27 protein-coding genes are annotated in these 22,361 nt (G+C 71.9%); 11 read left to right on the forward strand and 16 right to left on the reverse strand.

The window, feature by feature from the left end; all coding sequences use genetic code 11:
• Positions 1-76: 76 nt before the first annotated feature.
• Positions 77-850, forward strand: coding sequence for a hypothetical protein (locus DFH01_RS17035; RefSeq protein ID WP_109872347.1), 774 nt, complete (start codon positions 77-79; stop codon positions 848-850).
• 6 nt (positions 851-856) lie between these two features.
• Here the strand turns inward: DFH01_RS17035 and DFH01_RS17040 are convergent, their stop codons facing one another.
• Together DFH01_RS17040 and DFH01_RS17045 are read right to left on the reverse strand one after the other, a co-directional pair.
• Positions 857-2,650, reverse strand: a complete 1,794-nt coding sequence (locus DFH01_RS17040) for an N-6 DNA methylase (protein WP_146217079.1) — start codon at positions 2,648-2,650, stop codon at positions 857-859.
• Positions 2,647-2,808 carry a hypothetical protein gene (locus tag DFH01_RS17045; RefSeq protein WP_199231269.1) on the reverse strand — a complete coding sequence of 54 codons (162 nt, stop codon included), beginning with the start codon at positions 2,806-2,808 and terminating at the stop codon, positions 2,647-2,649. Before DFH01_RS17045 ends, DFH01_RS17040 begins: the two co-directional genes overlap by 4 nt.
• Before the next feature lie 211 nt (positions 2,809-3,019).
• Between DFH01_RS17045 and DFH01_RS17050 the strand changes: the two genes are divergently transcribed.
• From DFH01_RS17050 to ispH, 4 genes are all read left to right on the forward strand, one after another.
• A complete protein-coding gene (locus tag DFH01_RS17050) occupies positions 3,020-3,595 on the forward strand; it encodes a transposase (RefSeq protein WP_109871708.1) in 576 nt (191 codons plus the stop codon).
• A 179-nt stretch (positions 3,596-3,774) separates the two neighbouring features.
• Positions 3,775-4,740, forward strand: coding sequence for an acetamidase/formamidase family protein (locus DFH01_RS17055; protein ID WP_109871709.1), 966 nt, complete (start codon positions 3,775-3,777; stop codon positions 4,738-4,740).
• 194 nt (positions 4,741-4,934) lie between these two features.
• Entirely contained in the window at positions 4,935-5,411 is a 477-nt protein-coding gene (locus DFH01_RS17060; RefSeq protein ID WP_109871710.1) for a GcrA family cell cycle regulator, read from the forward strand.
• Positions 5,412-5,501: 90 nt separating this feature from the next.
• Positions 5,502-6,431 (forward strand): 4-hydroxy-3-methylbut-2-enyl diphosphate reductase, encoded by a 930-nt coding sequence (ispH, locus tag DFH01_RS17065; protein ID WP_109871711.1) that lies wholly within the window; start codon positions 5,502-5,504, stop codon positions 6,429-6,431.
• On the opposite strand, the gene DFH01_RS17070 is transcribed toward ispH, so the two are convergent.
• A complete protein-coding gene (locus DFH01_RS17070; RefSeq protein ID WP_109871712.1) occupies positions 6,391-6,699 on the reverse strand; it encodes a flagellar basal body rod C-terminal domain-containing protein in 309 nt (102 codons plus the stop codon). The genes ispH and DFH01_RS17070 overlap by 41 nt on opposite strands.
• A 2-nt stretch (positions 6,700-6,701) precedes the next feature.
• Positions 6,702-6,995: a hypothetical protein gene (locus tag DFH01_RS17075; RefSeq protein WP_109871713.1), complete on the reverse strand. Its 294-nt coding sequence runs from the start codon at positions 6,993-6,995 to the stop codon at positions 6,702-6,704.
• Between the two features lie 99 nt (positions 6,996-7,094).
• On the opposite strand from DFH01_RS17075, the gene DFH01_RS17080 reads away from it, so the two are divergent.
• Complete coding sequence (locus DFH01_RS17080) at positions 7,095-7,472, forward strand: cupin domain-containing protein (RefSeq protein WP_109871714.1); 378 nt, start codon at positions 7,095-7,097, stop codon at positions 7,470-7,472.
• A 153-nt stretch (positions 7,473-7,625) separates the two neighbouring features.
• Positions 7,626-8,339: an aquaporin Z gene (aqpZ, locus tag DFH01_RS17085; protein ID WP_109871715.1), complete on the forward strand. Its 714-nt coding sequence runs from the start codon at positions 7,626-7,628 to the stop codon at positions 8,337-8,339.
• A gap of 41 nt (positions 8,340-8,380) precedes the next feature.
• Here aqpZ and DFH01_RS17090 read toward each other — a convergent pair whose 3' ends face one another.
• From DFH01_RS17090 to DFH01_RS17110, 5 genes are all read right to left on the reverse strand, one after another.
• Entirely contained in the window at positions 8,381-9,355 is a 975-nt protein-coding gene (locus DFH01_RS17090; protein WP_109871716.1) for a Bug family tripartite tricarboxylate transporter substrate binding protein, read from the reverse strand.
• Positions 9,356-9,417: 62 nt separating this feature from the next.
• Positions 9,418-10,800, reverse strand: a complete 1,383-nt coding sequence (locus tag DFH01_RS17095) for an amidohydrolase family protein (protein WP_109871717.1) — start codon at positions 10,798-10,800, stop codon at positions 9,418-9,420.
• On the reverse strand, positions 10,797-11,729 hold the full coding sequence (locus DFH01_RS17100; protein ID WP_109871718.1) for an AEC family transporter: 933 nt from the start codon (positions 11,727-11,729) through the stop codon (positions 10,797-10,799). The genes DFH01_RS17095 and DFH01_RS17100 overlap by 4 nt, the downstream gene beginning before the upstream one ends.
• Before the next feature lie 100 nt (positions 11,730-11,829).
• A complete protein-coding gene (gene gmk, locus DFH01_RS17105) occupies positions 11,830-12,459 on the reverse strand; it encodes a guanylate kinase (protein WP_109871719.1) in 630 nt (209 codons plus the stop codon).
• Positions 12,460-13,434 (reverse strand): YicC/YloC family endoribonuclease, encoded by a 975-nt coding sequence (locus tag DFH01_RS17110; RefSeq protein WP_332903280.1) that lies wholly within the window; start codon positions 13,432-13,434, stop codon positions 12,460-12,462.
• Between DFH01_RS17110 and DFH01_RS17115 the strand changes: the two genes are divergently transcribed.
• Positions 13,400-14,185 (forward strand): SDR family NAD(P)-dependent oxidoreductase, encoded by a 786-nt coding sequence (locus DFH01_RS17115; protein WP_233256152.1) that lies wholly within the window; start codon positions 13,400-13,402, stop codon positions 14,183-14,185. The genes DFH01_RS17110 and DFH01_RS17115 overlap by 35 nt on opposite strands.
• A 105-nt stretch (positions 14,186-14,290) precedes the next feature.
• Positions 14,291-14,782 (forward strand): Hsp20/alpha crystallin family protein, encoded by a 492-nt coding sequence (locus tag DFH01_RS17120; RefSeq protein WP_109871720.1) that lies wholly within the window; start codon positions 14,291-14,293, stop codon positions 14,780-14,782.
• A gap of 216 nt (positions 14,783-14,998) precedes the next feature.
• Here DFH01_RS17120 and DFH01_RS17125 read toward each other — a convergent pair whose 3' ends face one another.
• The 7 genes from DFH01_RS17125 to DFH01_RS29020 form a co-directional block, all read right to left on the reverse strand.
• A complete protein-coding gene (locus DFH01_RS17125; protein ID WP_233256153.1) occupies positions 14,999-16,231 on the reverse strand; it encodes an MFS transporter in 1,233 nt (410 codons plus the stop codon).
• Positions 16,224-16,454 carry a hypothetical protein gene (locus DFH01_RS17130; protein WP_109871721.1) on the reverse strand — a complete coding sequence of 77 codons (231 nt, stop codon included), beginning with the start codon at positions 16,452-16,454 and terminating at the stop codon, positions 16,224-16,226. Before DFH01_RS17130 ends, DFH01_RS17125 begins: the two co-directional genes overlap by 8 nt.
• Complete coding sequence (locus tag DFH01_RS17135; RefSeq protein WP_109871722.1) at positions 16,454-17,206, reverse strand: COG4280 domain-containing protein; 753 nt, start codon at positions 17,204-17,206, stop codon at positions 16,454-16,456. Before DFH01_RS17135 ends, DFH01_RS17130 begins: the two co-directional genes overlap by 1 nt.
• A complete protein-coding gene (locus DFH01_RS17140) occupies positions 17,203-17,463 on the reverse strand; it encodes a YjiS-like domain-containing protein (RefSeq protein WP_199231271.1) in 261 nt (86 codons plus the stop codon). The genes DFH01_RS17135 and DFH01_RS17140 overlap by 4 nt, the downstream gene beginning before the upstream one ends.
• Positions 17,450-18,355 carry a MurR/RpiR family transcriptional regulator gene (locus DFH01_RS17145; protein WP_109871724.1) on the reverse strand — a complete coding sequence of 302 codons (906 nt, stop codon included), beginning with the start codon at positions 18,353-18,355 and terminating at the stop codon, positions 17,450-17,452. Before DFH01_RS17145 ends, DFH01_RS17140 begins: the two co-directional genes overlap by 14 nt.
• Before the next feature lie 93 nt (positions 18,356-18,448).
• On the reverse strand, positions 18,449-20,782 hold the full coding sequence (locus tag DFH01_RS17150; protein WP_233256154.1) for an HAD-IC family P-type ATPase: 2,334 nt from the start codon (positions 20,780-20,782) through the stop codon (positions 18,449-18,451).
• The gene (locus DFH01_RS29020; protein WP_269846280.1) at positions 20,779-20,901 is read right to left on the reverse strand and encodes a hypothetical protein; all 123 of its coding nucleotides are present in this window, start codon (positions 20,899-20,901) and stop codon (positions 20,779-20,781) included. Before DFH01_RS29020 ends, DFH01_RS17150 begins: the two co-directional genes overlap by 4 nt.
• A 17-nt stretch (positions 20,902-20,918) precedes the next feature.
• Between DFH01_RS29020 and DFH01_RS17155 the strand changes: the two genes are divergently transcribed.
• Both DFH01_RS17155 and DFH01_RS17160 read left to right on the forward strand, forming a co-directional pair.
• Complete coding sequence (locus DFH01_RS17155; protein WP_269846274.1) at positions 20,919-21,479, forward strand: MFS transporter; 561 nt, start codon at positions 20,919-20,921, stop codon at positions 21,477-21,479.
• A gap of 5 nt (positions 21,480-21,484) precedes the next feature.
• The gene (locus tag DFH01_RS17160) at positions 21,485-22,261 is read left to right on the forward strand and encodes an alpha/beta fold hydrolase (RefSeq protein WP_109872353.1); all 777 of its coding nucleotides are present in this window, start codon (positions 21,485-21,487) and stop codon (positions 22,259-22,261) included.
• Positions 22,262-22,361: the final 100 nt, after the last annotated feature.

Raw genomic sequence — 22,361 nt, forward strand, 5'->3', positions numbered from 1 at the left:
AGGCATCCGCCAAAATGCGGTCCCTTGCGACTCCAGGACCGCCATGCCGACCGTAGCGCCGAGCGTCATTCGGCAAATGCCGCAGCTCTCCGTCAGTACCACTGACCTCAAGGCTTGGGGTACGGTGTGGCGAGGCTCCGTTGGCAGCCCGAAGAAGGACGGGACGCCGAAGGGTAAACGGGCCGACGCATTCGATAAGAAGCAGGGCATGGACTTCGGGCTGGTGTTCGACACTGCGTTCGCCCGCGCTCTCGCCGAGATGCTGGGCGGGGTATCGGTGATGAGTCCCGAGAACGACTCCCTGCTGCCGCCGCATCCCAACTGCGTGGAGCTGGGAAAGACACGCATAGTCGGCGGCATACGGCCGCAGAACTACGACGCAGCCTATCGCCCGGACGGGCCGCGCGTCGTGTACGACAGCAAGACGCTTAACGATCGAAAGAGCATCGGGAAGAACTGGCAGAACATGGTGAACGACCTCGCGACCGAGGCGAGCACCGTCCACACGCGGTTTCCCTACTGCATCGTCGCCTTCATTGTAGTGCTGCCTAAACCGGCGCTTCAGCCGTCGCAGGCGCGGGCGCTCATCAGGACGCTGGAGAGGCTTGGCAGCCGCGGCGACGAGTTGGACCAGCACCACTTGGCCGAGGCGATCGCCATGTGCGTTTGGGACCCCGACACCGGCCAGATCGACAACGCCGTCCCGCCGCCAGACAGCATCCTGCGTATCGAGGCACTACCCGGACGAATCCACCCAACGTACCTCGACCGCTACAAGAACCTTCCCCCTCACGAGGCCGAGGAGATGCGGGAGGCGAGCGAGGGCGAAGCCGACGAAGAAGAGGGCTGACCTTCGCTACGCGCGCTTGCGAGAGCTTCGGCCGCGCGCAAACCGCCTGCCTTGCATCCGCGTCCAGACACCGCGCAACGCCCTGCACTCGCCCTCCGACAGGCCCAGCGCGCCGCGTAGGACAAGACGGTCGTTCTCCGCCAGCGCTGCAGCTAGCCGCCCGGAGCGTACCAGCACGTCGCACTCGGCAAGAGGCAGCGCGGCTGCCATCGCGGCGCCATCGGGGACAAGGAGGCGTTCGGCCTCTGTCGGCTCCAGCTCTAGCACGCCCCCGCCGTAGCTTCGCCCCTCGATCTCTGCCGAGGCCGCGGTCAGGTGCGTGAACGCACCCGCCACCAGCGTGGTCACGGCGACGCCGCGAGACCTCACGCGGTGGATAGTGTCGGTGGAGGCCGCAGATGCGCCGTTGAGTACTAGCCGGGGGAAGTCGTGTATCTGCCGGAACAAGAACGCGTCCGGGTTCCATAGTGCCGGCACGTGATACCAGGGCGTGCGGATGGAGCACTTATAGCCTTCGTGAACGCCTTTGCCCTCGCCCTCCGCCACGTAGGCGGCGGCGCTCGCAGGGATGCGGCCCCTCGCCCCAGCGCGGATGTTGACCAAATGCACGCGCTCGTCGCGGCCTGCAAGCGCTTCCCACTCGTCGCCGGACAGCAGCGCACCCCGCAGGTGGGCTGACTTGGACACCAGAGGGTGCGTCAAGCCTCCTAGGCCGCGCGTCGCCACCTCGCTGCCTCGTAGGACGAAGAACTCGTTGGCGCCGGTGACGATGCCGACATCCACCTCCGCCAAGGCACCAAACTCCACAATGCGAGGGTGCGCGCGCAGCTCGCGCATCAGGCCAATCTCAAGCGACGTGAGGAAGTATTTCAGCCACTTCTCCCGGTCGCCGCGCACGTCCTTGTTCTCGGCGCGAGCGAGTAGGCTGCTCGGCTCCGCCTGAAGCAGTCCCGCCACCGTCTCCGCCTCCGTCACGGCGACCCGGCACACATTGCCTGCCACACGGTTCGGGAGCGCGCCTTCGGCAAGCAGCAGAACTACCTCTTGCTCCGCGCCATCAAAGAACAGCTCGTTGCAAGCGACCACGTCGAGGTGCGCGAATCGCTCGGTTAGGAAGGCGCGGAGCTGCGCCGCATAGGTGACCTGGAGCAACTCAGCTGGGACAACCAGCGCCATCCGGCCGCCGGGCTCCAGAAGTTCGGCGGCTGCGACGACGAACGGAACCCAGATGTTGGTGAGCTTGTTCGGTCGCAGCCCCAGGCCCTGCATGATAGCCATGGCCCGGCTCCGAGCGGGCTCAGGAAACGACTGGTAGCGGATGAAGGGCGGGTTGCCCACGACCGCCGAGAACCTACGCCCGCCGTGCCGCGTCCACCACTCGAAGAAGTCCGCTGTCGCAACTGCCGCGCGGCTCTCCTGCCCGGTGGTGGCGGAGAGCCGACGCCGGGCGGTGTCGGCCTCGGCCGGCAGCAACTCGACGCCCTGGACCTGCTCCGCCGCGTGCGTTGAAGTCGCGCCTAGCTCTATGAGGCGCCGCGCCGCGCTGCACAGGAAAGCTCCATCGCCGCAGCTCGGTTCCAAGACCGATTCGTAAGCAGCACGGACGGCCCAGCGGCACATCCACGCGGCCACATCTTCGGGGGTGTAGTAGCCGCCTCGCAGCTTGTCCGCGCTCAGGGCCTCGAACCGCCCCTTGCGCTGGGGAGCCCGGTCCAGCTCGACGACGCTGCCGCCCGCTGCCGGCGCCGCGGTGCGAACGGGAGACGGCATACGCCTTGGGAGCGCTTTGGACAGGGTCATGGTTTACGCTCCTGGTCGCGCCGATCACCCTTCGGGAGAAGGCTTGGCTGCTCGTGCTCGGCCAGCAGTTCTCTGGCCTGCGCGGTGAACCAATCCTTCAGTGTAAGCTCCCGCACGGACAGCACGGCATAGAGCCGCCGCTTGAGGTCGGCATCCACCTCGACGACAATCCGTCCGGATCTTCCCCGCGCCATCGCCCATGTGCCTTATGTCATGTTACATAAGCGCAGCTGGGGCCGCGCGCGCAAGTGGGTTTGGACCGAGCTGCACCGCCTGAGCCGCCAAATCAAAGGGACACATCTGATGCCACTGGGAATTTAAGAATTATTTCCTTGATTGTCGGGCGCCTGCTGCCGCACCCTCCTCCCCATGTCCCTCTACCAACGCCTCCCCCACCGCCGCGCCGCCCCCCACGTCTGGTCCCCGCTGACCGATGCCGAATGGTCCCGCCTCGAACCCCTCGTCACGCCCCGCAACCCGGGCCGCCCCACCGATCGCCGCCGCCTCTGGGACGCCATCTTCTGGGTCGCCTGCTCCCGCAAACCCTGGCGGGAATTGCCCGAGCATCTGGGCAAGCCGGACACCGCCCACCGCGCGCTCCGCCGCGCCGGCCAGGCCGGAATCTTTCCTACGTTATTGCTGCTCGTCTCGGATGACCGCGACCTCGGCGGGTGGGAGGCGCTGCGCTGGCGCATCTGCCGCGCCGTCCGCCGCATCGCGAAGCTGCTGCCGCTCGCCGTCACCCTCATGGCCAACCGCCTCGGCCTGCGCGATGCCTTGCCCTGCGCCCCCGAAAAACTCCCCTGGCCGGCTTTGTCCGAAAACATCCGCCGCATCGCGCCGCTGATACAAAGCCCGACGCTGTTCGCCACCGTCGCGGCCGAGCTTCGCCTGCTCCACCGCCTCCTCGCCGGCGATTTTCGGGCGTGGCGCCGCTTCGAATGACCGCTCACGGCGCCCGAAAAACCCAAGGCATGCCCGCATCGGGCGCAGCCCTGCCCGCGAAGGCGGCGCAGGCCGTCGCGCGGCCGCCCGAAGCCCCTCCCGGCCGGATTGACCGGGCCGCGCCCCTTCGATCATCTGCCGCACCGCACGCACCCCAGGCAGAGGCCACGACCCGAACGATGCCAGCGACCCATCGCATTGCCGCAACGCCCGAGACGGTGCGCTTCGGCGCCTTCGACGCCGGCTTTCCCCCGGTCGCCAGCATCGCCAGCGGCGACCTGGTCGTCCTCGAATGCGTCTCCGGCGCGCCGGAGATCATGCCGAAGCCCGAGTCGGGCCTGAAGGTGCCGCCCGCGCTGGCCGCCATCCACGCCGCCGACCCGCCCCGCATGGGCCCGCACATCATCACCGGCCCCGTCGCCGTGCAGGGCGCCGAGCCCGGCGACGTCCTGCGCGTGGACATCGAGAAGATCGAGCTCGGCAACGACTGGGGCTTCTGCGGCTTCCGCCCCCTCTTCGGCACCCTGCCGGAGGATTTCCCCTACGCCCGCATGCTCCACATCCCGGTGGACAAGGCGGCGATGACCTGCACCGTCCCGGTCGGGCCTGGCGTGACCCTGCCGCTCAGCCCCTTCTTCGGCGTGATGGGCGTCGCCCCGCCCTCCGCCTGGGGCCGCATCTCCACCAAGGAGCCCCGCGCCCATGGCGGCAACCTCGACAACAAGGAGATCGGGGAGGGCGCGACCCTCTGGCTCCCGGTGCATGTCGCGGGCGCGATGTTCTCGGCCGGCGACGGCCACGGCGTGCAGGGCGACGGCGAGGTCTGCATCAACGCCCTCGAGATGTGCCTCACCGGCCATTTCCGGCTGACGCTGGAGAAGGGCGGCGGCGCCGCCGACCCCGCACTGCGCTTCCCCCGCGCCGAGACGAAGACGCACTACATCTCGATGGGCCTGAACGAGGATCTGGACCTCGCCATGAAGCAGGCGCTGCGCGAGATGATTTCCTTCATCGTCGCCCGCATGAACGTGTCACCCGCGGATGCCTACCAGCTCTGCTCCCTCGCCGTGGATTTCCGGGTAACGCAGACGGTCAACGGCGAGAAGGGCGTCCACGGCATGCTGAAGAAGGGCCTCCTCTTCTGACCACCTGTGCAACCTGGGCGGGCGGCGTCAGCCGCCCGAGGCGCCGGAGGCGAGCCTCCGGCGCGTCACGCCTGGAGCGGCCAGACCTTAATATCCACATCTTTCTGCACGCATCCTTACACCTAGAACTTGTGCCGCGCCCCCGCATTGCCCTACCGTATCTGGTGTCTGGGGGCAGGTGGGAGCCAGCGAAAATGGACTGGACGAACGAGGCGATCGAGCGCCTGCGCGCGCTCTGGGCCGAGGGCCATTCAACCGCGGAAATCGGCCGCCGGATGGGCATCTCGAAGAACGCCGTGGTGGGCAAGGCGCACCGCCTGAGCCTGCCGCCCCGCCCCTCGCCGATCCGCCGCGAAACCACCGGGGAGGCCGCGCCGCGACCGCAACCGGTGCGTGCACCGCGCCCCGCCGGCATGGCCCCGCGCCTCACCCTGCCCACCGTCGCGCCGCCGCCGGCGCCGGTCCTCACCCCGGTCGCCGCGCCGGCCCCGGTGGTGCGCAGCTTCCCGCGCTTCTCGGCCGCCCGCGCCTGCTGCTGGCCGATCGGCGAGCCCGGCCAGCCCGGCTTCCGCTTCTGCTCGGCCGATGCGATCGGCGGCAAGCCCTACTGCCCCGAGCACGCCGCCGTCGCCTATGTGAAGGCCCGCGACCGCCGCGAGGACGCGGCCTGAGGGCCGTCCTCTGTCAAGCCGCATTGACAAACCCCTTCACACCCGGCCCGGCCTCCTACATCCTTGCGGATGAGTGAGGGACGGGTCGGGATGCGCATCCTTCTTGCCGAGCCGCGCGGCTTCTGCGCCGGCGTCGTGCGGGCGATCGAGATCGTGGAGCGCGCGCTCGCGATCCACGGCGCGCCGGTCTATGTGCGCCACGAGATCGTGCACAACCGCCACGTGGTGGAGGACCTGCGCGCCAAGGGCGCCGTCTTCGTCAACGAGTTGGACGAGGTCCCCCCCGGCGCGCTGACCATCTTCTCGGCGCATGGCGTCGCCCGCGCGGTGGAGCGCGACGCGACGGAGCGCGGCCTCGACGTGCTCGACGCCACCTGCCCCCTCGTCACCAAGGTGCATGTGGAAGGCCGCCGCTACGCCAAGGAAGGCCGCGCCGTCATCCTCATCGGCCATGACGGCCACCCCGAGGTCGAGGGCACGCTCGGCCAGATCGACGGCGAGGTGCACCTGGTCGCCGACGTCGCCGACGTCGCCGCCCTGCCGATCCCGCTCGACGCCCGCGTCTCCTACGTCACCCAGACCACGCTCAGCGTGGACGACACCAAGGACGTGATCGAGGCGATCAAGGCGCGCTTCGCGGACGTGGTCGGCCCCGGCACGCGCGACATCTGCTACGCCACACAGAACCGCCAGACCGCCGTGCGCGACCTGGCCAAGGAGTGTGACGTGGTGCTGGTGGTGGGTGCGGCGAACAGCTCGAACTCCAACCGCCTGCGCGAGATCGCCGAGGAATGCGGCGCCCGCGCCTATCTCATCGCGGATGCCGGCGCGCTGACCCATGCGATGGTGAAGGGTGCGACGGCCGTCGGCGTCACCGCCGGCGCCTCCGCCCCCGAACGCCTGGTGGAGGAGGTGGTCGCGACGCTCCGCGCCCTCGGCGCCGCGGACGTCTCGGCACTCCCCGGCATCACGGAGGACGTCACCTTCCGCCTGCCGACCCGCCTCCAGCCCGCCGAGTAGCCACCAGCTCGGCCGCCATCGCGTCGGCCACGGTCACGACCCGCGCATTGGCCTCATAGGCCCGCCGCGCGACCAGCAGATCCACCATCGCCCGCCCCGGATCGGCCCTCTCGATCGGCGGCGCCGTCGGCATCCCGCCGGGTGCGAGGGTGCCGAAGCTCGCGACCCGCTCCGCCGCATCGGCCGCCTGCGCGCCCGCCCGCCTCAGCCCCGCCGTCGCGGCGGCCAGCACGCTGGATGGCCCCGCGGGAATGCTGCCCGGGCCCATTGCTACAGCGACCAGCGCAGCAGCGCCGCCGCCCGCGGATCGGCGCCGCGCAGCGCCATCTCGGCCTGCCCCAGATAGGCCTGCCGCGCCTGGTGCAGGTCGGTGATCGCCTGCAGCGCATCGGGCGAGGCCTGCACCGCCTCCACCAGGCCACGGCCGATCTGCTGCAGCGAGGCGCCGGCCGCCAGCATCATGCGCTCCGCCCCGTCGGCGGCGAGGCTCTCGGCGCGGCGCTGCCCGCGCATCGCGACATGGGTGCTGATCGCCAGCGGCGGCGGGGCGGAGACGGAGGACATCGCGTCATCACCCTACGCGACAGGGCTTGCCGGAAGGTTGACGCGGACGCGGGCGCCCGGACTTGCCTAGACTGGCACGCCAAGGGAGGAGGACACCGCATGCCAGCCACCACCACCAGCCACGCCGCCGACGCGCAGTTCGAGCGCGGTCTCCGGGCGTTCTTCGAGTATCGCGACCTCGGCATCCGCGACGCCACCGGCGGCGCCTTCGGCGCGCATGTCATTCGCGCCATCCCCGGCGCCCACGCCACCGGGCAATGGCACACCCACGACCTCGGCTTCCAGATGTTCTTCGTGCTGAAGGGCTGGGTGCGCTTTGAATACGAGGATGTCGGCGAGAAGACCTTTCGGGCCGGCGATTCCTGCTACCAGCCGCCCCGCATCCGCCATCGCGAGATCGCGCATTCGGAGGACCTGGAACTCCTCGAGATCACCGGCCCCGCGGAGTTCGCCACGGCCGAGGTCGCGGCGCCCTGACGCGTCACCCCGGCCCGCCTTGACGTCGCAACCGTATCGGTTTCGATTATCGCGTCCTGGAACAAGATGCCGCGATGTGCGGGAACTTTTCCCGGCACGCGCCTAGGCTGGCCGAACCGGGCCGGTCCGGCGACAAGGTGGATGGGGAGATCCATGCAGCGCAAACTGGTGGCAGAGTGCCTGGGCACGCTGTGGCTCGTGCTCGGTGGCTGCGGCAGCGCCGTGCTCGCCGCGAAATTCCCGGAGGTCGGAATCGGCCTGGTCGGCGTCTCGCTGGCCTTCGGCCTGACCGTGCTGACCATGGCCTATGCGATCGGCCATGTCTCAGGCTGTCACCTCAACCCCGCGGTGACGCTCGGCCTGGTCGCTGCGGGCCGCTTCAAGGCGAGCGAGGCGCCGGGCTACATCGGCGCGCAGGTGGTGGGCGCGATCCTGGGCGCGCTGCTGCTCTACATCATCGCCTCCGGCGCGCCGAACTTCGCGGGCGGGCTTGCGGCGAACGGCTACGGCTCGGCCTCGCCGGGGCAATACGGCCTGTTCTCCGGCCTCGTCACCGAGGTCGTGATGACCTTCTTCTTCCTGATCATCATCATCGGCTCTACCCACGGGAAGGCGCCGGCCGGCTTCGCGCCGATCGCCATCGGCCTCGGGCTGACGCTGATCCACCTGATCTCGATCCCGGTCACCAACACCAGCGTGAACCCGGCGCGCAGCACCGGCCCGGCGCTGTTCTCGGGCGGCACGGCCATTGCGCAGCTCTGGCTGTTCTGGCTGGCACCGATCGCGGGCGCGGTCGCCGCCGGTGTCGTGTCGCGCTGGCTGCAGGATGAGGCGCCGGGGGCGCTCATCGAAGGGGATCGGCGCTGAGGGGATGAAGGGTGCGGGGCGCTGCCCCGCGCCCCCTGCCTTCACTCCACCTTCGCGCCGGAGATCTGCACCAGGCGCTGCCAGCGCGGGGTCTCGTCGCGGATGAGCTGGACGGCGGCAGCGGGCGTCGCGCTCACCACGGCGTCGTAGCCGAAGGGGCGGAGCGCGGCGACGAAGTCGGGTGCACTGCCGACCTGGCGGATCGCGGCATGCAGGCGCACCACCTCGGCCTCCGGCGTCGCGGCCGGCACCATGATGGCGTTCCAGCTTCGGATGTCGAAACCCTCGAGGCCCGGCGTCTCGGCGAAGGCGGGCACATCGGGCAGCAGCGCCATGCGCCGGCCGGAGGTGGCGCCCAGAAGCTTCACGCGGCCGGCGGCGGCCTGCGGGATCAGCGTGGCGGGCAGGTCGGCGCTGCCCTCGATGGTGCCGGCGATGAGGTCCGTCGCGGCCTGGGCGCCGCCGCGATAGGGAACCAGCGTCAGATCCGCGCGGGACTGCGCGACGAGCGCGGACATCGCCAGATGCGTCACGGTGCCGGCGCCCGCATGCGCCACGCGGAAGCCGCCCGGATTGGCGCGCGCCCAGTCGAGCAGGGCCGCGAGGCTGGTCCAGCCGCGCTGCTGCGCGATCTGCGCATTCGCCGCGAGCAGCACGGCGCTGTCGGTGATCTGCGAAACCGCGCGCAGGTCGCGCGCCACGTCGAAGGGCATGGAGGGCTGCAGGAAGGGCGCGGCGCAGAGCGTCGCGGCGCCGATGATGCCGATGGTGGTGCCGTCGGGCGGCGCCTTCGCCACCGCATCGGCGCCGATCAGACCGCCGCCGCCGCTGCGGTTCTCCACGATCACCTGCTGGTCGAGCAGCGGCGTCAGGCGATCCGCCAGCGCGCGGCCGAGGCTGTCCACGCCGCCGCCGGGAGGGAAGGGGACGATGACGCGCAAGGGACGGCGCGACTGCGCGAGCGCGGGCGTCGCCAGCGTGGCGAGCAGCAGCGTGCGGCGGGGCAGGCGGGGCATCGCGTCGTTCTCCGGCGGTTCGGGACTGCCAGCCTATGTCGGGCCCTGCCTGCGGCGAAAGCTCAACCGAAGGGGCCGCGCGCGGCGATGCCGGCGGGGATGGCGCCGCGCCGCGCGGCTTCCTCCCACACGCGGGTGATGGCGGCGCGGCCGCGGCGGATGACGGCGGCGGCATCGGCGCTCAGCACCTGCCCTTCGCGCAGCAGTACGCGGCCTTCCACCATGGAGAGCATGAGGTCGGCGGCGCTGCCGTTCGTGAGCAGCGCCTTCAGCGGATCCCAGACCGGCTGGTAGCGCGAGGAGGAGAGGTCGAACATCACGAGGTCGGCGCGCTGCCCCCTGGCGATCAGGCCGAGATCGTCGCGCTGCAAGGCAAGCGCGGAATCGCGCGTCGCCGCGCGCAGGATGCGCGGCGCGGCGAGGCCGTGCGGCGTGTTCGACTGCACCTTGGCGAAGATCGAGGCGGTGCGGATCTCCTGCACCATGTCGAGCGTGACGCCGTCGGTGCCGATGCCGAGGCGCAGCCCCGCCTTCTCCATCCGCGCGAGCGGCACGAAGCGGCCGGAGCGCGCGAAGGCGAGCGGGCAGGAGGCGAGCGCGGCGCCATGCTGCGCGATGGTGGAAAATTCCTCGTCGGTGGCGAACATGCCATGCGCCAGCACCACGCCGGGGCGCAGCAGGCCGAGGCTGCGAAGATGGTCGATAGAGCCGACGCCGAAGAGCTCCTTCACGCGGGCGATCTCGATCGGGTTCTGTGCGGCGTGGATGGAGACGATGGTCTGCCGCTCCCGTGCCGCCGCGTCGATCCGCCGCAGCAACTCGGGCGTGTTGGAATCCGGGCCATGCGGGCCGAAGCCCACGCGCGTGACGCCGCGCGCGCCTTCGTCGAAGCGGTCGAACAGTGCGAGCGTCGCCTCGAAGCCCGTCTCGCGCGCCTTCGTGTAGGTGGCCTTGCCCTCTTCGGTCATGCCGATGGTCTCGCTGAAGGTATAGGGGCAGGACCAGGAGCGCAGGCCGAGCCGCTTCGCGCGCTCGATGAAGGGCCATTGCGCGACGCGGTACACATCCAGCAGGCCGGTCATGCCGCTGCGCAGTCCTTCGAGCAGCGCCATCTCCGCCGCGTCGCCGATCTCCTCCTCGGTCATCGTCGCGGCGGCGACGTCGCCGAGCGGCATCAGCAGCGAATAGACGATGTGGCCCGGCAGGTCGCCTGGCGCGATGTCGTCGGCGAGGCCGCGGAACAGCGGCGCGGAGAGCGCGTGGTTGTGCAGGTTGATCAGGCCGGGCAGCAGCAGCGCATCGGGGGCCGCGATGCGCTCGGCGTCGAGCGTCGGGCGATCCGTGACCACATCGGCGATAACGCCGTCGCGCACGATGACATGCACGCCGCGGCGCAGGCCGTGTTCGGCATCCCAGGCCCAGCCCGGCTCGATCACCAGCGTCACGGCAGCGTCCCCCGGAAATGCGCGATCAGCGCGGAGATGGTGAGCACGGAGAGGGCGGTGGAGACGACGACCGCGCTGCCCGAGCGGTCGGCGCCCGTGGCGTAGCGGCGTGCCAGGATGAAGGCGTTGGCGCCGGTGGGCAGCGCGGCCATCGTCACCGCCACGGCCAGTTCGATGGCGGTCAGGGTGAGCATCCAGCCGGCCGCGAAGACCAGCGCGGGGAAGACGAAGAGCTTCGCGGCGACGATCGCAGCCGTCTCCTTCCAGATCGCGCTGGCCGCGATGCCGGCGAGCCCGCCGCCGAGGCAGAACAGCGCGAGCGGCGGCGCGGCGCCGCCGAGGAAATCGAGCGTGCGGCGGAGCACGGGCGGCACGGGCAGGCCGAACAGGTTCCAGACGAGGGCGGCGAAGACCGAGAGCACGACGGGGTTGCGCAGCATCCCCATCAGCGTCGCCGTCACCAGGCGACGCCAGGGTGCCGCGGCATTCAGGCCGACCTCGATCATCATCGTCGCCATGCCGAGCACGATCACCGTCTGCAGGCCGAGGATCGCGAGCATCGGCGGCACGCCGGCCTGGCCATAGGCCGAGACGATGATCGGCACGCCCATCATCACGGAGTTGCCGAAGACGCAGGAGAGCGCGAAGACCGCGGCCTCCGCCATCGTCAGCTTCAGCATGCGCTGCGCCAGCGGGATCAGCGCGAAGAAGAAGACCACGGAGGTTCCGAGCAGCGCCAGCGCGGCGGCGCCGCCGCCCTCATGCGGCCGCGTGCCGCCGGAGAAGAGCAGGGCCGGCGCGGCGAGACCGAAGACGAAGAGCGTCATGCCCTTGAACGCCGCATCGTCCAGGATCTTCCGCCACGCCGCGACGTAGCCGAGGGCGATCAGCGCGAAGACGGGCGTGACGATCTCGAGCAGTTCGGTCATGGGGTGGTTGGCGGTGGAGGCGCCATGTCCGGCGCGCGCCCCTCACCTAACCCTCTCACCCCTGAGGGGGGAGAGGGCATCTGGAGGTGCACGCTCCGCCTCACCGTGCGAGAAGGCCTTGGACGAATCCCGGCACCCAGGGCTGTCGCGCGCGGGTGCTGCGGGCGGCGTGAAGGATCGCGCGCACCTCGGCGACGGTGCGGTCGAAGTCGCGGTTCACCAGCACATGGTCGAAGTCGGACCAATGCGCGATCTCGGCGCGCGCGATGTCGAGGCGACGCGCGATCTCCGCCTCGCTCTCCTGCGCGCGGCCGCGCAGGCGGCGTTCCAACTCGTCGAGGGAGGGGGGCAGCAGGTGGATGCCGACCACGTCGCCCGGCAGCCTCTCCCGCAGTTGCAGATGGCCCTGCCACTCGATGTCGAACAGCACGTCGCGGCCGGCGGCGAGCGCCTGCTCCACAGGCGCGCGCGGCGTGCCGTAGGAGCGATCCAGGAAGCGGGCGTATTCCAGCAGCTCGCCCTGTTCCACCATCGCGTCGAACTCGGCCTGCGACTTGAAGAAATAGTGCACGCCGTCGAGCTCGCCGGGGCGACGGGCGCGGGTTGTGGCGCTGATGGACAGTGCGAGGTCGGGCTCCATCTCCAGCAGCGCGCGCGAGACGCTGGTCTTGCCAACGCCCGGCGCGGAGGAGAGGACGAGGCAGACGCCCCGGCGCTGCTGCGTGCTCATCTATTCCACGTTCGCCGATTGCTCGCGAAGGCGCTCGATCGCGGCCTTCAGTTCCAGCCCGAGGCGCGTGAGGCCGACGCTCGCGCTCTTGCTGCACAGCGTGTTGGCCTCGCGCACGAATTCCTGCGTCAGGAATTCCAGCTTGCGCCCGACGGCGTCGCCGGCCTTCAGCAGGCGCCGCGCCTCCGCGACATGGGCAGCGAGGCGGTCGAGTTCCTCGCGCACGTCGGAGCGCTGCGCGAGCATCGCGACTTCCTGCGCCAGGCGTTCCTCGGGGATGCGCGCCCGCGCGTCGCCCTCGCCCAGGATGCGCGCGAGGTTCTCGAGCAGGCGCTGGCGCTGCGCCTCGGGCTGGTTCGCGGCCTCGTTCCCCGCCTGCACGCGCAGCGCCTCGATCTCGTCGAGCAGCACGCCGAGGATCGTCGTCAGTTGCGAACCCTCGCGCAGGCGGGCGGCGGCCAGGGCGGCGAGCGCAGTTTCGAAGGCGGCGAGGATCGCGGCGCGCTTCGCCTCCTCCACGGCCTCGTCGGGCTCTGCCTGTTCGGCGCGCAGCACGCCGGGCAGGCCGAGGATCGCCTCGGCGCGCGGCGGCGGGGCGCCGAGGCGCTGCGCGACCGCCTGCGCCAGCGCGATGGCCTGGTCGAGGGCGGCGGGATCGGGGGTGAGGCGCGGCGCGCGTTCCTCCCGCTTCAGGGTCAGCGTGGCGGAGACGTTGCCGCGCTTCAGCCGCTTCGCCGCGGCCTCCCGCAGGGTGGGCTCCAGCGCGTCCAGGCCGTTCGGCAGGCGCAGCCGGAGGTCGAGGCCCCGGCCGTTGACGCTCCGCACCTCCCAGACGAAGGAGGTGCCGTCCGGCAGCGTGCCGCTTTCGCGGGCGAAGCCGGTCATGGAGGCGAGCGTGCTCATGCGCGGGTTGTCCTCCCGTGCGGGCAGGAGGGCAAGCGTGGCGACGTGGCCGTGGACGGATGTGGCGATCACCGGGGCCTCCTCCGGGCTTGGACGGGCGCTGGCGGAGGCATGCGCGGCGCCGGGGGTGAGTCTGCACCTCTCGGGGCGCGACGCGACCCGGCTGGGGGCGGCGGCGGAGGCCTGCCGGGCCAAGGGGGCGCGGGTGGACGTCGCGGTGCTCGACGTCACCGATGCGGCGGCGACGGAGGCCTGGGTGCGCAAGGCCGGCCGGCTCGACCTGATGATCGCGAATGCGGGCATCTCCGGCGGCACGGGCGGGGCGACGGAGCCGGCGGCGCAGGCGCAGCGGATCTTCGCCACCAACGTCACCGGGGTGCTGAACACGGCCCTGCCGGCGATCGAGGCGATGGCCCGGCAGGCGCCGGGGCCGGATGGGGTGCGCGGGCGCGTCGCCGTCATCGCCTCCATCGCCGCCTTCGTCGCGGCACCCGGGGCGCCGGCCTATTGCGCCTCGAAATCCGCGGTGCAGCGCTGGGCGGAGGCGCTGGACGCGACGGAGCGCGCGCGCGGCGTGCGGCTGCATGCGGTCTGCCCCGGCTACATCCGCACACCGATGACGGCCCGAAACGACTTCCCGATGCCGTTCCTGATGGATGCGGAGGACGCCGCGCGACGGACGCTGCACGGGATCGCGCGCGGGCGGGTGCGGGTGGCCTATCCGCTGCCGCTGTACCTGGCCGCGCGGGTGGTCGGCGCGCTGCCGCCGGCGCTGCGTCACGCGATGTTCAACCGGCTGCCGGCCAAGCGGGCCCTGGATTGATCGGCGTCAAGGCGCGGCCGCGGCCCCGACGCTTTACTTCAGGCACGCCCGGCCCCGCCCTGCGCGTGCGGCCGGTGCCAGCCGGAAGCACACGGAGACGACGCCATGAGCTCGAGTTCCTCGAACCAGAACCCGAACCAGCCCCGCAGCGGCGACAACGATCCCTTCCTCTCGCTGCGTCGTGGGATGGACCGCCTGTTCGACCAGGTGATGGGCGGCTGGGGCGGGATGCCCGCGCCCTTCACCGGGACCGGCGTGCTGACGCCGAAGGTGGACGTGGCCGAGACGCCGCAGGGGCTGGAGGTGACGGCCGAACTGCCCGGCATCGAGCCGAAGGACGTGCAGATCGACCTGCAGGATGACGTGCTGACGCTGCGCGCGGAGCGCAGCAGCGAGAAGAAGGAAGAGGACAAGGACAAGCGCTGGCACATCGTTGAGCGCCAGTCCGGCACCTATCTCCGCCGCTTCGCGCTGCCTTTCGAGCCCGAGGCGGACAAGGTGGAGGCAAGCTTCGACAAGGGCGTGCTGCACATCCGCATCCCGCGCCCGACCCAGGCGAAGCCGCAGGCGCGCAGGATCGAGGTGCGCGGCGGGTGAGGCGCCGGGAGCCCGGGCCACCTTCAGCGAACAGACCGTGACTGCTGCTTTCGACAGGAATGACGCAGCCAACCGGCTGCGGCATGTTGGTCCATCTGCTGAAGGCGATCCTGCTCGCCTGCCCCTGGGCCCCGGAATCCAGCCTTCTCCGGACGCAGAAACCTGGGAAGGGATTGCAGCGGCGTCGCCTCATCGTGGCACTCGCCAACACCCTCATTATGTCCGGTCACGTGTCGCGGCGGCCCCCAACCGGCCGTGGAGCCTGAGCAGGCTGACCAGCGCGACGACCGCGAAGCCCGCCCCGGCCAGGAAGGTCGCCTCCGCCCCGATCACGTCCCACAGCGCGCCAGCGATCACGCTGGCCAGCAGCATCGCTACCCCGCCAACCAAGTTGAACATCCCGAAGGCGGTACCGCGCAACTCCGCCGTCGCGGTGTCGGCGACGAGGGTCGAGAGCAGCCCCTGCGTCAGGCCCATGTGCAACCCCCAGAGCACCACACCCACGGCGACCGCCGCCAGCCCGCCGGCGAAGGCCAGCACCAGGTCGGCGGCGATCAGCACGACCAGCCCGACCGCCAGCAGCCGCCCGCGATCCATCCGGTCGGACAGCACGCCGGCGGGATAGGCGGAGACCGCGTAGACGATGTTCATCACCACCAGCACCGCTGGCACCAGGGCGAGCGACAGGCCGAGCGCCTGCGCCCGCAGGATCAGGAAGGCCTCGCTGAAGCGCGCGAGTGTGAAGACCGCCGCGACCGCCACCACCCACCAATAGGCGCGGCCGAGCTTCGCCAGCTCCGCCCGCGACAGCGGCGCGCGGACCGGCGCGACCGAGGGCGGGCGCGGCGGCTCGCGCACCGCCAGCACGATCAGCAGGAAGGCCGCTGCCGCCGGCAGCACCGCCACCCAGAACACCAGGCGGAAATTGTCGGCCGTCAGCCACATCAGCCCGATCGCGATCATCGGGCCGAGGAAGGCGCCGACCGTGTCGAGCGCCTGGCGCAGCCCGAAGGCGGCACCGCGCATCTCGGCCGGTGCGATGTCGGCCACCAGCGCATCGCGTGGCGCGCCGCGGATGCCCTTGCCGATGCGGTCCACGAAGCGCGCGCCGACCAGCCAGCCGAGCGTCTCGGCCAGCGGGAACACCGGCTTGGTCAGCGCCGCCATCCCGTAGCCCGTTGCCGCCAGCAGCTTGCGCTTGCCGAGCCGGTCGGAGAGCGCGCCCGAGAAGACCTTGGTGATCGCCGCGGTCGCCTCGGCGATGCCCTCGATGAAGCCGACCGCCAAGGTCGAGGTGCCGAGCACCACGACGAGATAGACCGGCAGCAGCGCGTGGATCATCTCGGATGAGACGTCCATCAGCAGCGAGACGAAGCCGAGCGCCCAGACGCCGCCCGGCAGCCGCGCGCGCGCGGCAGCGGGCGGATCGCCGGGCGGCGCCTCAGCCACCCGCTGCGGTCCGGCGCTTCCGTGCCGCGCGCAGCACGTTCAGCAGCAGGATGCCGACGCAGCCGGCGAGCAACAGCGCCACCGCCAGCGCCACGGGCAGGCCCGGCACAAGCAGCACGGCCGCGCCGATGCCGGCGCACAACAGCACCAGTGCGAGGGCCAGCGATCCGTCGTCCACGAAGAGGCCGACGATGTCGTGGAGGATGGCGCGGATGGTGCCCATCAGCGTGCCGCCCGCAGCAGGCCCGGCGCGGCTGCGAGGCGCACCGCCGCAAACGCCGCCGCCAGCAGCACCGCGGTGATGCCGAACAGCGCCAGGTCATGCCCCGGCCATTCGATCCCGATCCCCTCGCCGGTCCAGAAGATGCCGAAGGCGGAGATGATGACGCCAACGGCGAATTTCAGCGTGTTCTCCGGCACGCGCGACAGCGGCTTGTGCACCGCGACCGCGGCGATGGTGACCAGCAGCGCGGCCGCCAGCGCGCCGAGGGCGGCCGGGACGACAAGGGCCGGGCTGCCCGCGGCGACGGCGAGCACCAGGAAGGCGACCTCCACCCCCTCCAGCAGCACGCCCTTGAAGGCGGTCGCCGTGGCGATCGGCTCGACGCCCCAGCGTTCGGTCGCACGCGCCAGCTTGAGGTTCGCCGTCTCGCTGCGGAACACCGCCTCCTCGTCGTGCAGCGCGATGATGCCGGCGCTGCGCAGGATCGCCTTGCGCAGCCAGCGCATGCCGAAGAGCAGCAGCAGCATGCCCACGAACAGCTGCAGCGCCTGTTCCGGCAGATGCGCGAGCGCCGGCCCCAGGGCGGCGACCAGCACCACCAGCGCCACCAGCGCGAGGCCGGTGCCGACGAAGGCGGATTTCCAGCCGCGCACCGTGCCGACGGCGAGCACGATGGTCGCCGCCTCCACGCATTCGACAAGGGAGGCGAGGAAGGCCGCCCCGACGGTCGGGGCCAGTTCGATCCAACTCATGCGCGGTGTCTCCGTCTCGGGGCGGAAGGGGCGTCCTTGAAGGGAAGGCGGCGCGCCACCGCCTCGCGGCTCAGCCCGACATCGGCCAGCCGGCGGTCGTCGAGCCGCGCCAGGCGGCGACGATCCACGGCATGGCGCGCGAGGCGGTCGGCAGCGGTCTCGGCCGGCACGCGCGGCGGCAGCCAGCGGCGCGGCGCTTCTCTCCTCCCTCCGAACACGGCCATCAGCCGTGTCGGTGCGGGATCAACCCACGTCATGGCGCCCTCCCGCGATGGCGGCGCGTAGGTCATTGAGCCGGTCGAGCGAGGCAAGCGCGCGTTCCCCGTCCGTGGCGGCGAGACCGAGCGCGATGGCCTCGAGCGCGACCAGCGTCGCACCATGCAGCGCGACGCGCCGCGCGCGCCCGCGCCGCGCCGGCACGACCACATCCGCGTGCCGCGCGAGCGAGCGGTCCAGGCTGTCGGTGATCAGCACCACCGGCAGCGCCAGCCGCCGTGCCTCGGCGAACAGCGCGACCACTTCGCGATAGGCACGGCCATAGGCGAGCACCAGCAGCGCATCGCCTGCGCCGAGATCCAGCATCTGGTCGGCGAGTGCGATGCCGCTGGCATCCAGCGCCCGCGTGGCGCGGCCGGCGCGCCCCAGCAGGGTCGAGAGGTAGCGCGCCAGCGCGGCCGAGGGGCCGAGCCCGAAGACGAGGATGCGCCTGGCCGGATGCAGGGTGGCGACGGCGGCGCGCAGCGTGGCGCGCGCCTCCGGCTGCGTCAGTGCCTCCACCGCCTCGCGCTGCGTCTCGATCGCGAGGTCCACCGCGCGGTCGGAATCCTCTCCCGCCTCGGCGAGCGTCCGGCGCATGGCAAGCGCTGGGTCCGGCGGCGGCGCGGCGAGCACGGCGGCGAGGTCGCGCTTGAGTTCCGGCAGGCCGGCGAAGCCCAGCGCCTGGACGGTGCGCACCACGGTCGCATCCGAGGTGCCGGTCCGCGCGGCGAGTTCCAGGGCCGACAGCGCGAGTGAAAGCGGCCGGTTCTCGTTCAGGAAGCGCGCGATACGCCGCCCGGCCGGCGAGAGGCCCGGCAGGGCCGTGGCGAGGCGCTCGCCGAAGGGATCGGCGGTGGGCGGAGCGGTCTGGGCAGCGGGACGGCGCGGCATCGGGGCACTCCGGATGACCGCAGTATACGCTACGGAATTTTGATTATTGTAGTGGACACTCCGTCATGCGGCCCCGTTCCGGCGGACCCCCGCTCAGTCCAGCCCGAGCCGCGGAAAAGCCCAGCGCTTCGCCGCGTCCAGCAGCAGGCAGTACGCCACCGTCGCCAGGCCCAGCCCCAGGATCACCCGCGGCGGCAGCGGCGCCATCAGCGTCCCCGTCATCGCCAGCCCGACCGCCGCCGCGACGCCCAGCGCCGAGGACAGCATGAGCCATCCGCCCGGCCGCGACCGCCAGACCGCGCGCGCGTCGCGCGTGGCATACAGCGCCGCCTGCGTGGCGAAGATGACGGCAAGGAAGGTCAGCGTCCGCAGCGCCTCCGTGCCCAGGCCGAGGCCATGCACGCCGTAGATCATCGTGCCCGACGTGAAGCCGAGCCCAGCCAGCCCGATCGCGCCACCGGCCATCAGCAGCACCGGCACGCGCCATTCGGCGGGCCGGGCTGACGCGGTCGTGCGGTCGGTGCTGAGGGAGAGCGTGATCAGGTCGTTCAGCGCCAGGAACAGCACCATCAGCATCGGCGTCAGCACCGCATGGCCCGTCAGCAGGAGCCCGAGCGCCAGCAGCAGCACCAGTTCGACCTTCCGCGCGATGGTGCCGATCGCGTAGGTGAGCAGCCTTCGATAGGCGGCGCGGCCTTCCTCCACCGCCGCCACCACGCCACCCAGGCCGGGTTCGGTCAGCACCATCGCCGCCGCCGACTTGGCGACATCGGTCGCGCTGGATACGGCGATGCCCATCTGCGCCTGGCGCAGTGCCGGCGCGTCGTTGACGCCGTCGCCGCACATGCCGACGGCATGGCCACCGCGCTGGAAGGCGCGCACCAGGCGCAGCTTGTCCTCGGGCAGCAGCGCGGCGAAGCCCACGGCATCGGCGGGCGGGGCGGAATCGGTGACGGTCTCGCGCCCGCGCACCTCGCCGCGCAGCCCGACCGCCACGGCCACAGCGGCGGCCGTCGCCGGGCCGTCGCCCGTGATCATCACGGTGCGCACGCCGAGCGCGCGAAGCCGGGCAATGAGTTCGCCCGCATCCGGCCGCGGCGGATCGCCGAGCGCCAGCAGCCCCGCGAGAAGCGGTGCCGCCGGATCCCCCGCCGCCACGGCCATCACGCGGTAGCCTTGCCGGGCAAGCGCCTCGGCCTCCGCGGGCAGCGCTGCGCCCGACAGCGCGGCGACCTCGGCGGGCGCCCCTTTCACGACGCGCAGCAGCGCACCGTCGGTGCTCGCGATTTCCGCCTCCGCAAAGCGGCGCGCCGGGTCGAAGGGCAGGAACGCATGCCTCGTTGCAGCGGCATAGCGCGACGGCGCGGCGCCCACCGCCGCCGCGCGCACCGCCGCGTCCACCCCATCGGGCCCGGAATCCGAGGACGCAAGCGCCGCCAGCGCCAGCACATCGGCCTCCGTGAAGCCCGGCAGCGGCGCCACGGCGGCGACGGCAAGATCGTTCCGCGTCAGCGTGCCGGTCTTGTCCGAGCAGAGCACGGTCATCGTCGCCGCGTCGTGCACGGCGCCGAGCCGCGTCAGCAGCACGCCGCGCCGTGCCAGCGCCCGCGCCGCCATCGCCGCAGTCAGGGTGAAGGCCAGCGAGAGCGCCACCGGCACCGTCGCCAGCACGGCGGAGAGCACCAGCGGCAGCACGCGCCGCAACTCCATCCCCGTGGCCGCGGCATAGGCGAGCATGCCGACCACCACCGCGCCGTTGATCACGGCCAGAAGACGTACGATGGCGACCATCGCGCGTTCCTGCGTGCCTTCGGCCCGGGCGATGCGCACCAGTTCGGCGGCGCGGCCGAAGAAGGTGCGGGGGCCGGTGGCGGTGACCTCCGCCACCGCCTCCCCGCCGCGCACCAGCGCCCCGGCATGGGCGGCGGCACCCGGCCCGGCGCGCACCGCGGCGCTCTCGCCGGTCAGCATGGATTCGTCGAGCGCGACTTCGCCCGAGAGGATCCGCACATCCGCCGGCACCACGGCGCCGAGGCCGAGCTTCACCACATCACCCGCGACCAGCATCGCCGCCGGCAGGCTCTCCCAGGCGCCGTCGCGGCGCACCGTCGCCTGCGGCGCCAGGCGCGCGCGCATCGCCTCCAGCGCCGCATCCGCGCGGCGTTCCTGCACCGCACCCACCGCGGCATTCACCACGAGCAGGGCGGCGACCACCATCGCCTCGGTCGTCTCGCCCAGGGCGAGTTGCAGCACGATCGCCGCCTCCAGCATCCAGGGCACCGGGCCCCAGAAGCGGGTGGCGAAGTGGCGCAGCGGATGCGGCCGCTCCTCCGGGACCGCGTTCGGGCCGTCGCGGCGCAGCGCCTCCGCCGCGGCGGCGGCGCCGAGCCCGGGCGGCAGGGTGTCGCGGTCCGGCGACGCCGTCACGCGCTGCGCGCCATCGGCGGGCCGGACGCCTCAGTCCAGACCGGCATCATACCCGTACCGTACCGCACCACCCGCACCGCCTCCAGCGTCACCGGCAAGCTGCCCAGCATGGGCTGCATCACCTCGATCAGCGGCGATCTTCGCCTCCTCGTCCACGATCTTCTACCTGCTGTCGAGCTGGCTGCCGCTGCTGATCACCGCAGCCGGCTTCTCCATGAAGAACGCTTCGCTGATGGCGGCGACGCTCGCGACCGGCGGCACGCTCGGCGCGATCCTGATCGGGCGGCTGATGGACCGCTTCGACCCGCATGGCGTGCTGGCCGTCGCCTACCTGATCGCCGGCGGCTTCGTCGTGCTGCTCGGCAGCGCGACGGCCTCTCCGGCGCTGCTGGTCTTCGCGATCTTCGGCGCCGGCTTCGGCGTGGCGGGAGCGCAGGTCGGCGTGAACGCGCTCGCCGCCGCCTACTGTACGACGGCGGCCCGCGCGACCGGCGTCAGCTGGGCCAACGCGGTCGGCCGCATCGGGTCGGTGCTCGGCTCGATGGTGGGCGGCTTCCTGCTCTCGCTCGGCTGGGATCTCTCCACGGTGTTCACCGTGGCGGCGGCGCCGGCGCTGGCGGCAGCACTTGCCATGCTCGCCAAGGGCTGGCGGGCGCGCGGCAGGCAGCCGGCGCCGGTCGCCGTTCCGGCCGAGTGACGGCGATGCGCCTCGCGCTGCCCGGAGTGACGATGCACCTGCGGGCCGATGGCCCGCAGGATGCGCCGCCCCTGATGCTGCTCCACTCGCTCGGCACCGACCACTGGGTGTGGCAGCCCCAGGCGGCGGCGCTTGCAGGCAGGTTTTGGGTGCTCCGCCCCGATCTGCGCGGGCACGGAGCGAGCGACGTGCCGCCCGGGCCTTACGCGATCGCGGAGATGGCGCGCGACGTCCTCGCCGCGCTCGCCGCGCTCGGGATCGAGCGGTTGCCGATAGCGGGCCTCTCGACCGGCGGCATGGTCGCGCAGTGCCTCGCCGCGCTGGCACCGCAGCGCGTCGCGGCGCTGGTCACCAATTTCGCGACGCGGATGCAGCGCTTCGGCGTGCGGCCGGAGATCGAGATCTTCGACCTCTCCCACATCCACGGCGCCGCGCGGCTCGTCGAGGCCGGGCTGATCGACGAGCGGCCGCACGTCCAGTTCGTCATGGGTGTGAAGAACGCGCTGCCCGCCGAGGAACGCCTGCTCGATATCCTGCTCGGCGAGCTGCGGCGCGTGCTGCCGAAGGCGACCTGGACCGCGGCCGGCATCGGCGCGAACCAGGCACGGGTGATGGAGTGGGCGCTGGCGCGCAGTGCGGACGGCGTGCGCACCGGGCTCGAGGACAATATCCGTGTGTCGAAGGAGCGGCTGGCCGCGAGCAATGCGGAGCTGGCGCGGCACGCCCGCCGTGCCGCGACGCCGGTGGAAGCACGAGCCCTGCTTGGCCTTGCAGCGGCATGAGCGAGGACAGCATGCAACGGCGCATCGTGCTGGGTGGCATCGCGTCGGCCCCCGCCGCATCGCTCATGCTGCCGTCGGGTCCGGCCCGCGCGCAGGCCTC

The sequence above is a fragment of the Falsiroseomonas bella genome (assembly GCF_003173615.1).
Classification (GTDB): domain Bacteria; phylum Pseudomonadota; class Alphaproteobacteria; order Acetobacterales; family Acetobacteraceae; genus Falsiroseomonas; species Falsiroseomonas bella.

Excerpts from the sequence above, each read along its gene's own strand:
- DFH01_RS17035 (WP_109872347.1), top strand. The coding sequence starts at position 77 with ATGCCGCAGCTCTCCGTCAGTACCACTGACCTCAAGGCTTGGGGTACG.
- DFH01_RS17040 (WP_146217079.1), bottom strand. The coding sequence starts at position 2,650 with ATGACCCTGTCCAAAGCGCTCCCAAGGCGTATGCCGTCTCCCGTTCGC.
- DFH01_RS17050 (WP_109871708.1), top strand. The coding sequence starts at position 3,020 with ATGTCCCTCTACCAACGCCTCCCCCACCGCCGCGCCGCCCCCCACGTC.
- DFH01_RS17055 (WP_109871709.1), top strand. The coding sequence starts at position 3,775 with ATGCCAGCGACCCATCGCATTGCCGCAACGCCCGAGACGGTGCGCTTC.
- DFH01_RS17060 (WP_109871710.1), top strand. The coding sequence starts at position 4,935 with ATGGACTGGACGAACGAGGCGATCGAGCGCCTGCGCGCGCTCTGGGCC.
- ispH (WP_109871711.1), top strand. The coding sequence starts at position 5,502 with ATGCGCATCCTTCTTGCCGAGCCGCGCGGCTTCTGCGCCGGCGTCGTG.
- DFH01_RS17070 (WP_109871712.1), bottom strand. The coding sequence starts at position 6,699 with ATGGGCCCGGGCAGCATTCCCGCGGGGCCATCCAGCGTGCTGGCCGCC.
- DFH01_RS17075 (WP_109871713.1), bottom strand. The coding sequence starts at position 6,995 with ATGTCCTCCGTCTCCGCCCCGCCGCCGCTGGCGATCAGCACCCATGTC.
- DFH01_RS17080 (WP_109871714.1), top strand. The coding sequence starts at position 7,095 with ATGCCAGCCACCACCACCAGCCACGCCGCCGACGCGCAGTTCGAGCGC.
- aqpZ (WP_109871715.1), top strand. The coding sequence starts at position 7,626 with ATGCAGCGCAAACTGGTGGCAGAGTGCCTGGGCACGCTGTGGCTCGTG.
- DFH01_RS17090 (WP_109871716.1), bottom strand. The coding sequence starts at position 9,355 with ATGCCCCGCCTGCCCCGCCGCACGCTGCTGCTCGCCACGCTGGCGACG.
- DFH01_RS17100 (WP_109871718.1), bottom strand. The coding sequence starts at position 11,729 with ATGACCGAACTGCTCGAGATCGTCACGCCCGTCTTCGCGCTGATCGCC.
- gmk (WP_109871719.1), bottom strand. The coding sequence starts at position 12,459 with ATGAGCACGCAGCAGCGCCGGGGCGTCTGCCTCGTCCTCTCCTCCGCG.
- DFH01_RS17120 (WP_109871720.1), top strand. The coding sequence starts at position 14,291 with ATGAGCTCGAGTTCCTCGAACCAGAACCCGAACCAGCCCCGCAGCGGC.
- DFH01_RS17130 (WP_109871721.1), bottom strand. The coding sequence starts at position 16,454 with ATGGGCACCATCCGCGCCATCCTCCACGACATCGTCGGCCTCTTCGTG.
- DFH01_RS17135 (WP_109871722.1), bottom strand. The coding sequence starts at position 17,206 with ATGAGTTGGATCGAACTGGCCCCGACCGTCGGGGCGGCCTTCCTCGCC.
- DFH01_RS17140 (WP_199231271.1), bottom strand. The coding sequence starts at position 17,463 with ATGACGTGGGTTGATCCCGCACCGACACGGCTGATGGCCGTGTTCGGA.
- DFH01_RS17145 (WP_109871724.1), bottom strand. The coding sequence starts at position 18,355 with ATGCCGCGCCGTCCCGCTGCCCAGACCGCTCCGCCCACCGCCGATCCC.
- DFH01_RS29020 (WP_269846280.1), bottom strand. The coding sequence starts at position 20,901 with ATGCAGCCCATGCTGGGCAGCTTGCCGGTGACGCTGGAGGCGGTGCGG.
- DFH01_RS17160 (WP_109872353.1), top strand. The coding sequence starts at position 21,485 with ATGCGCCTCGCGCTGCCCGGAGTGACGATGCACCTGCGGGCCGATGGC.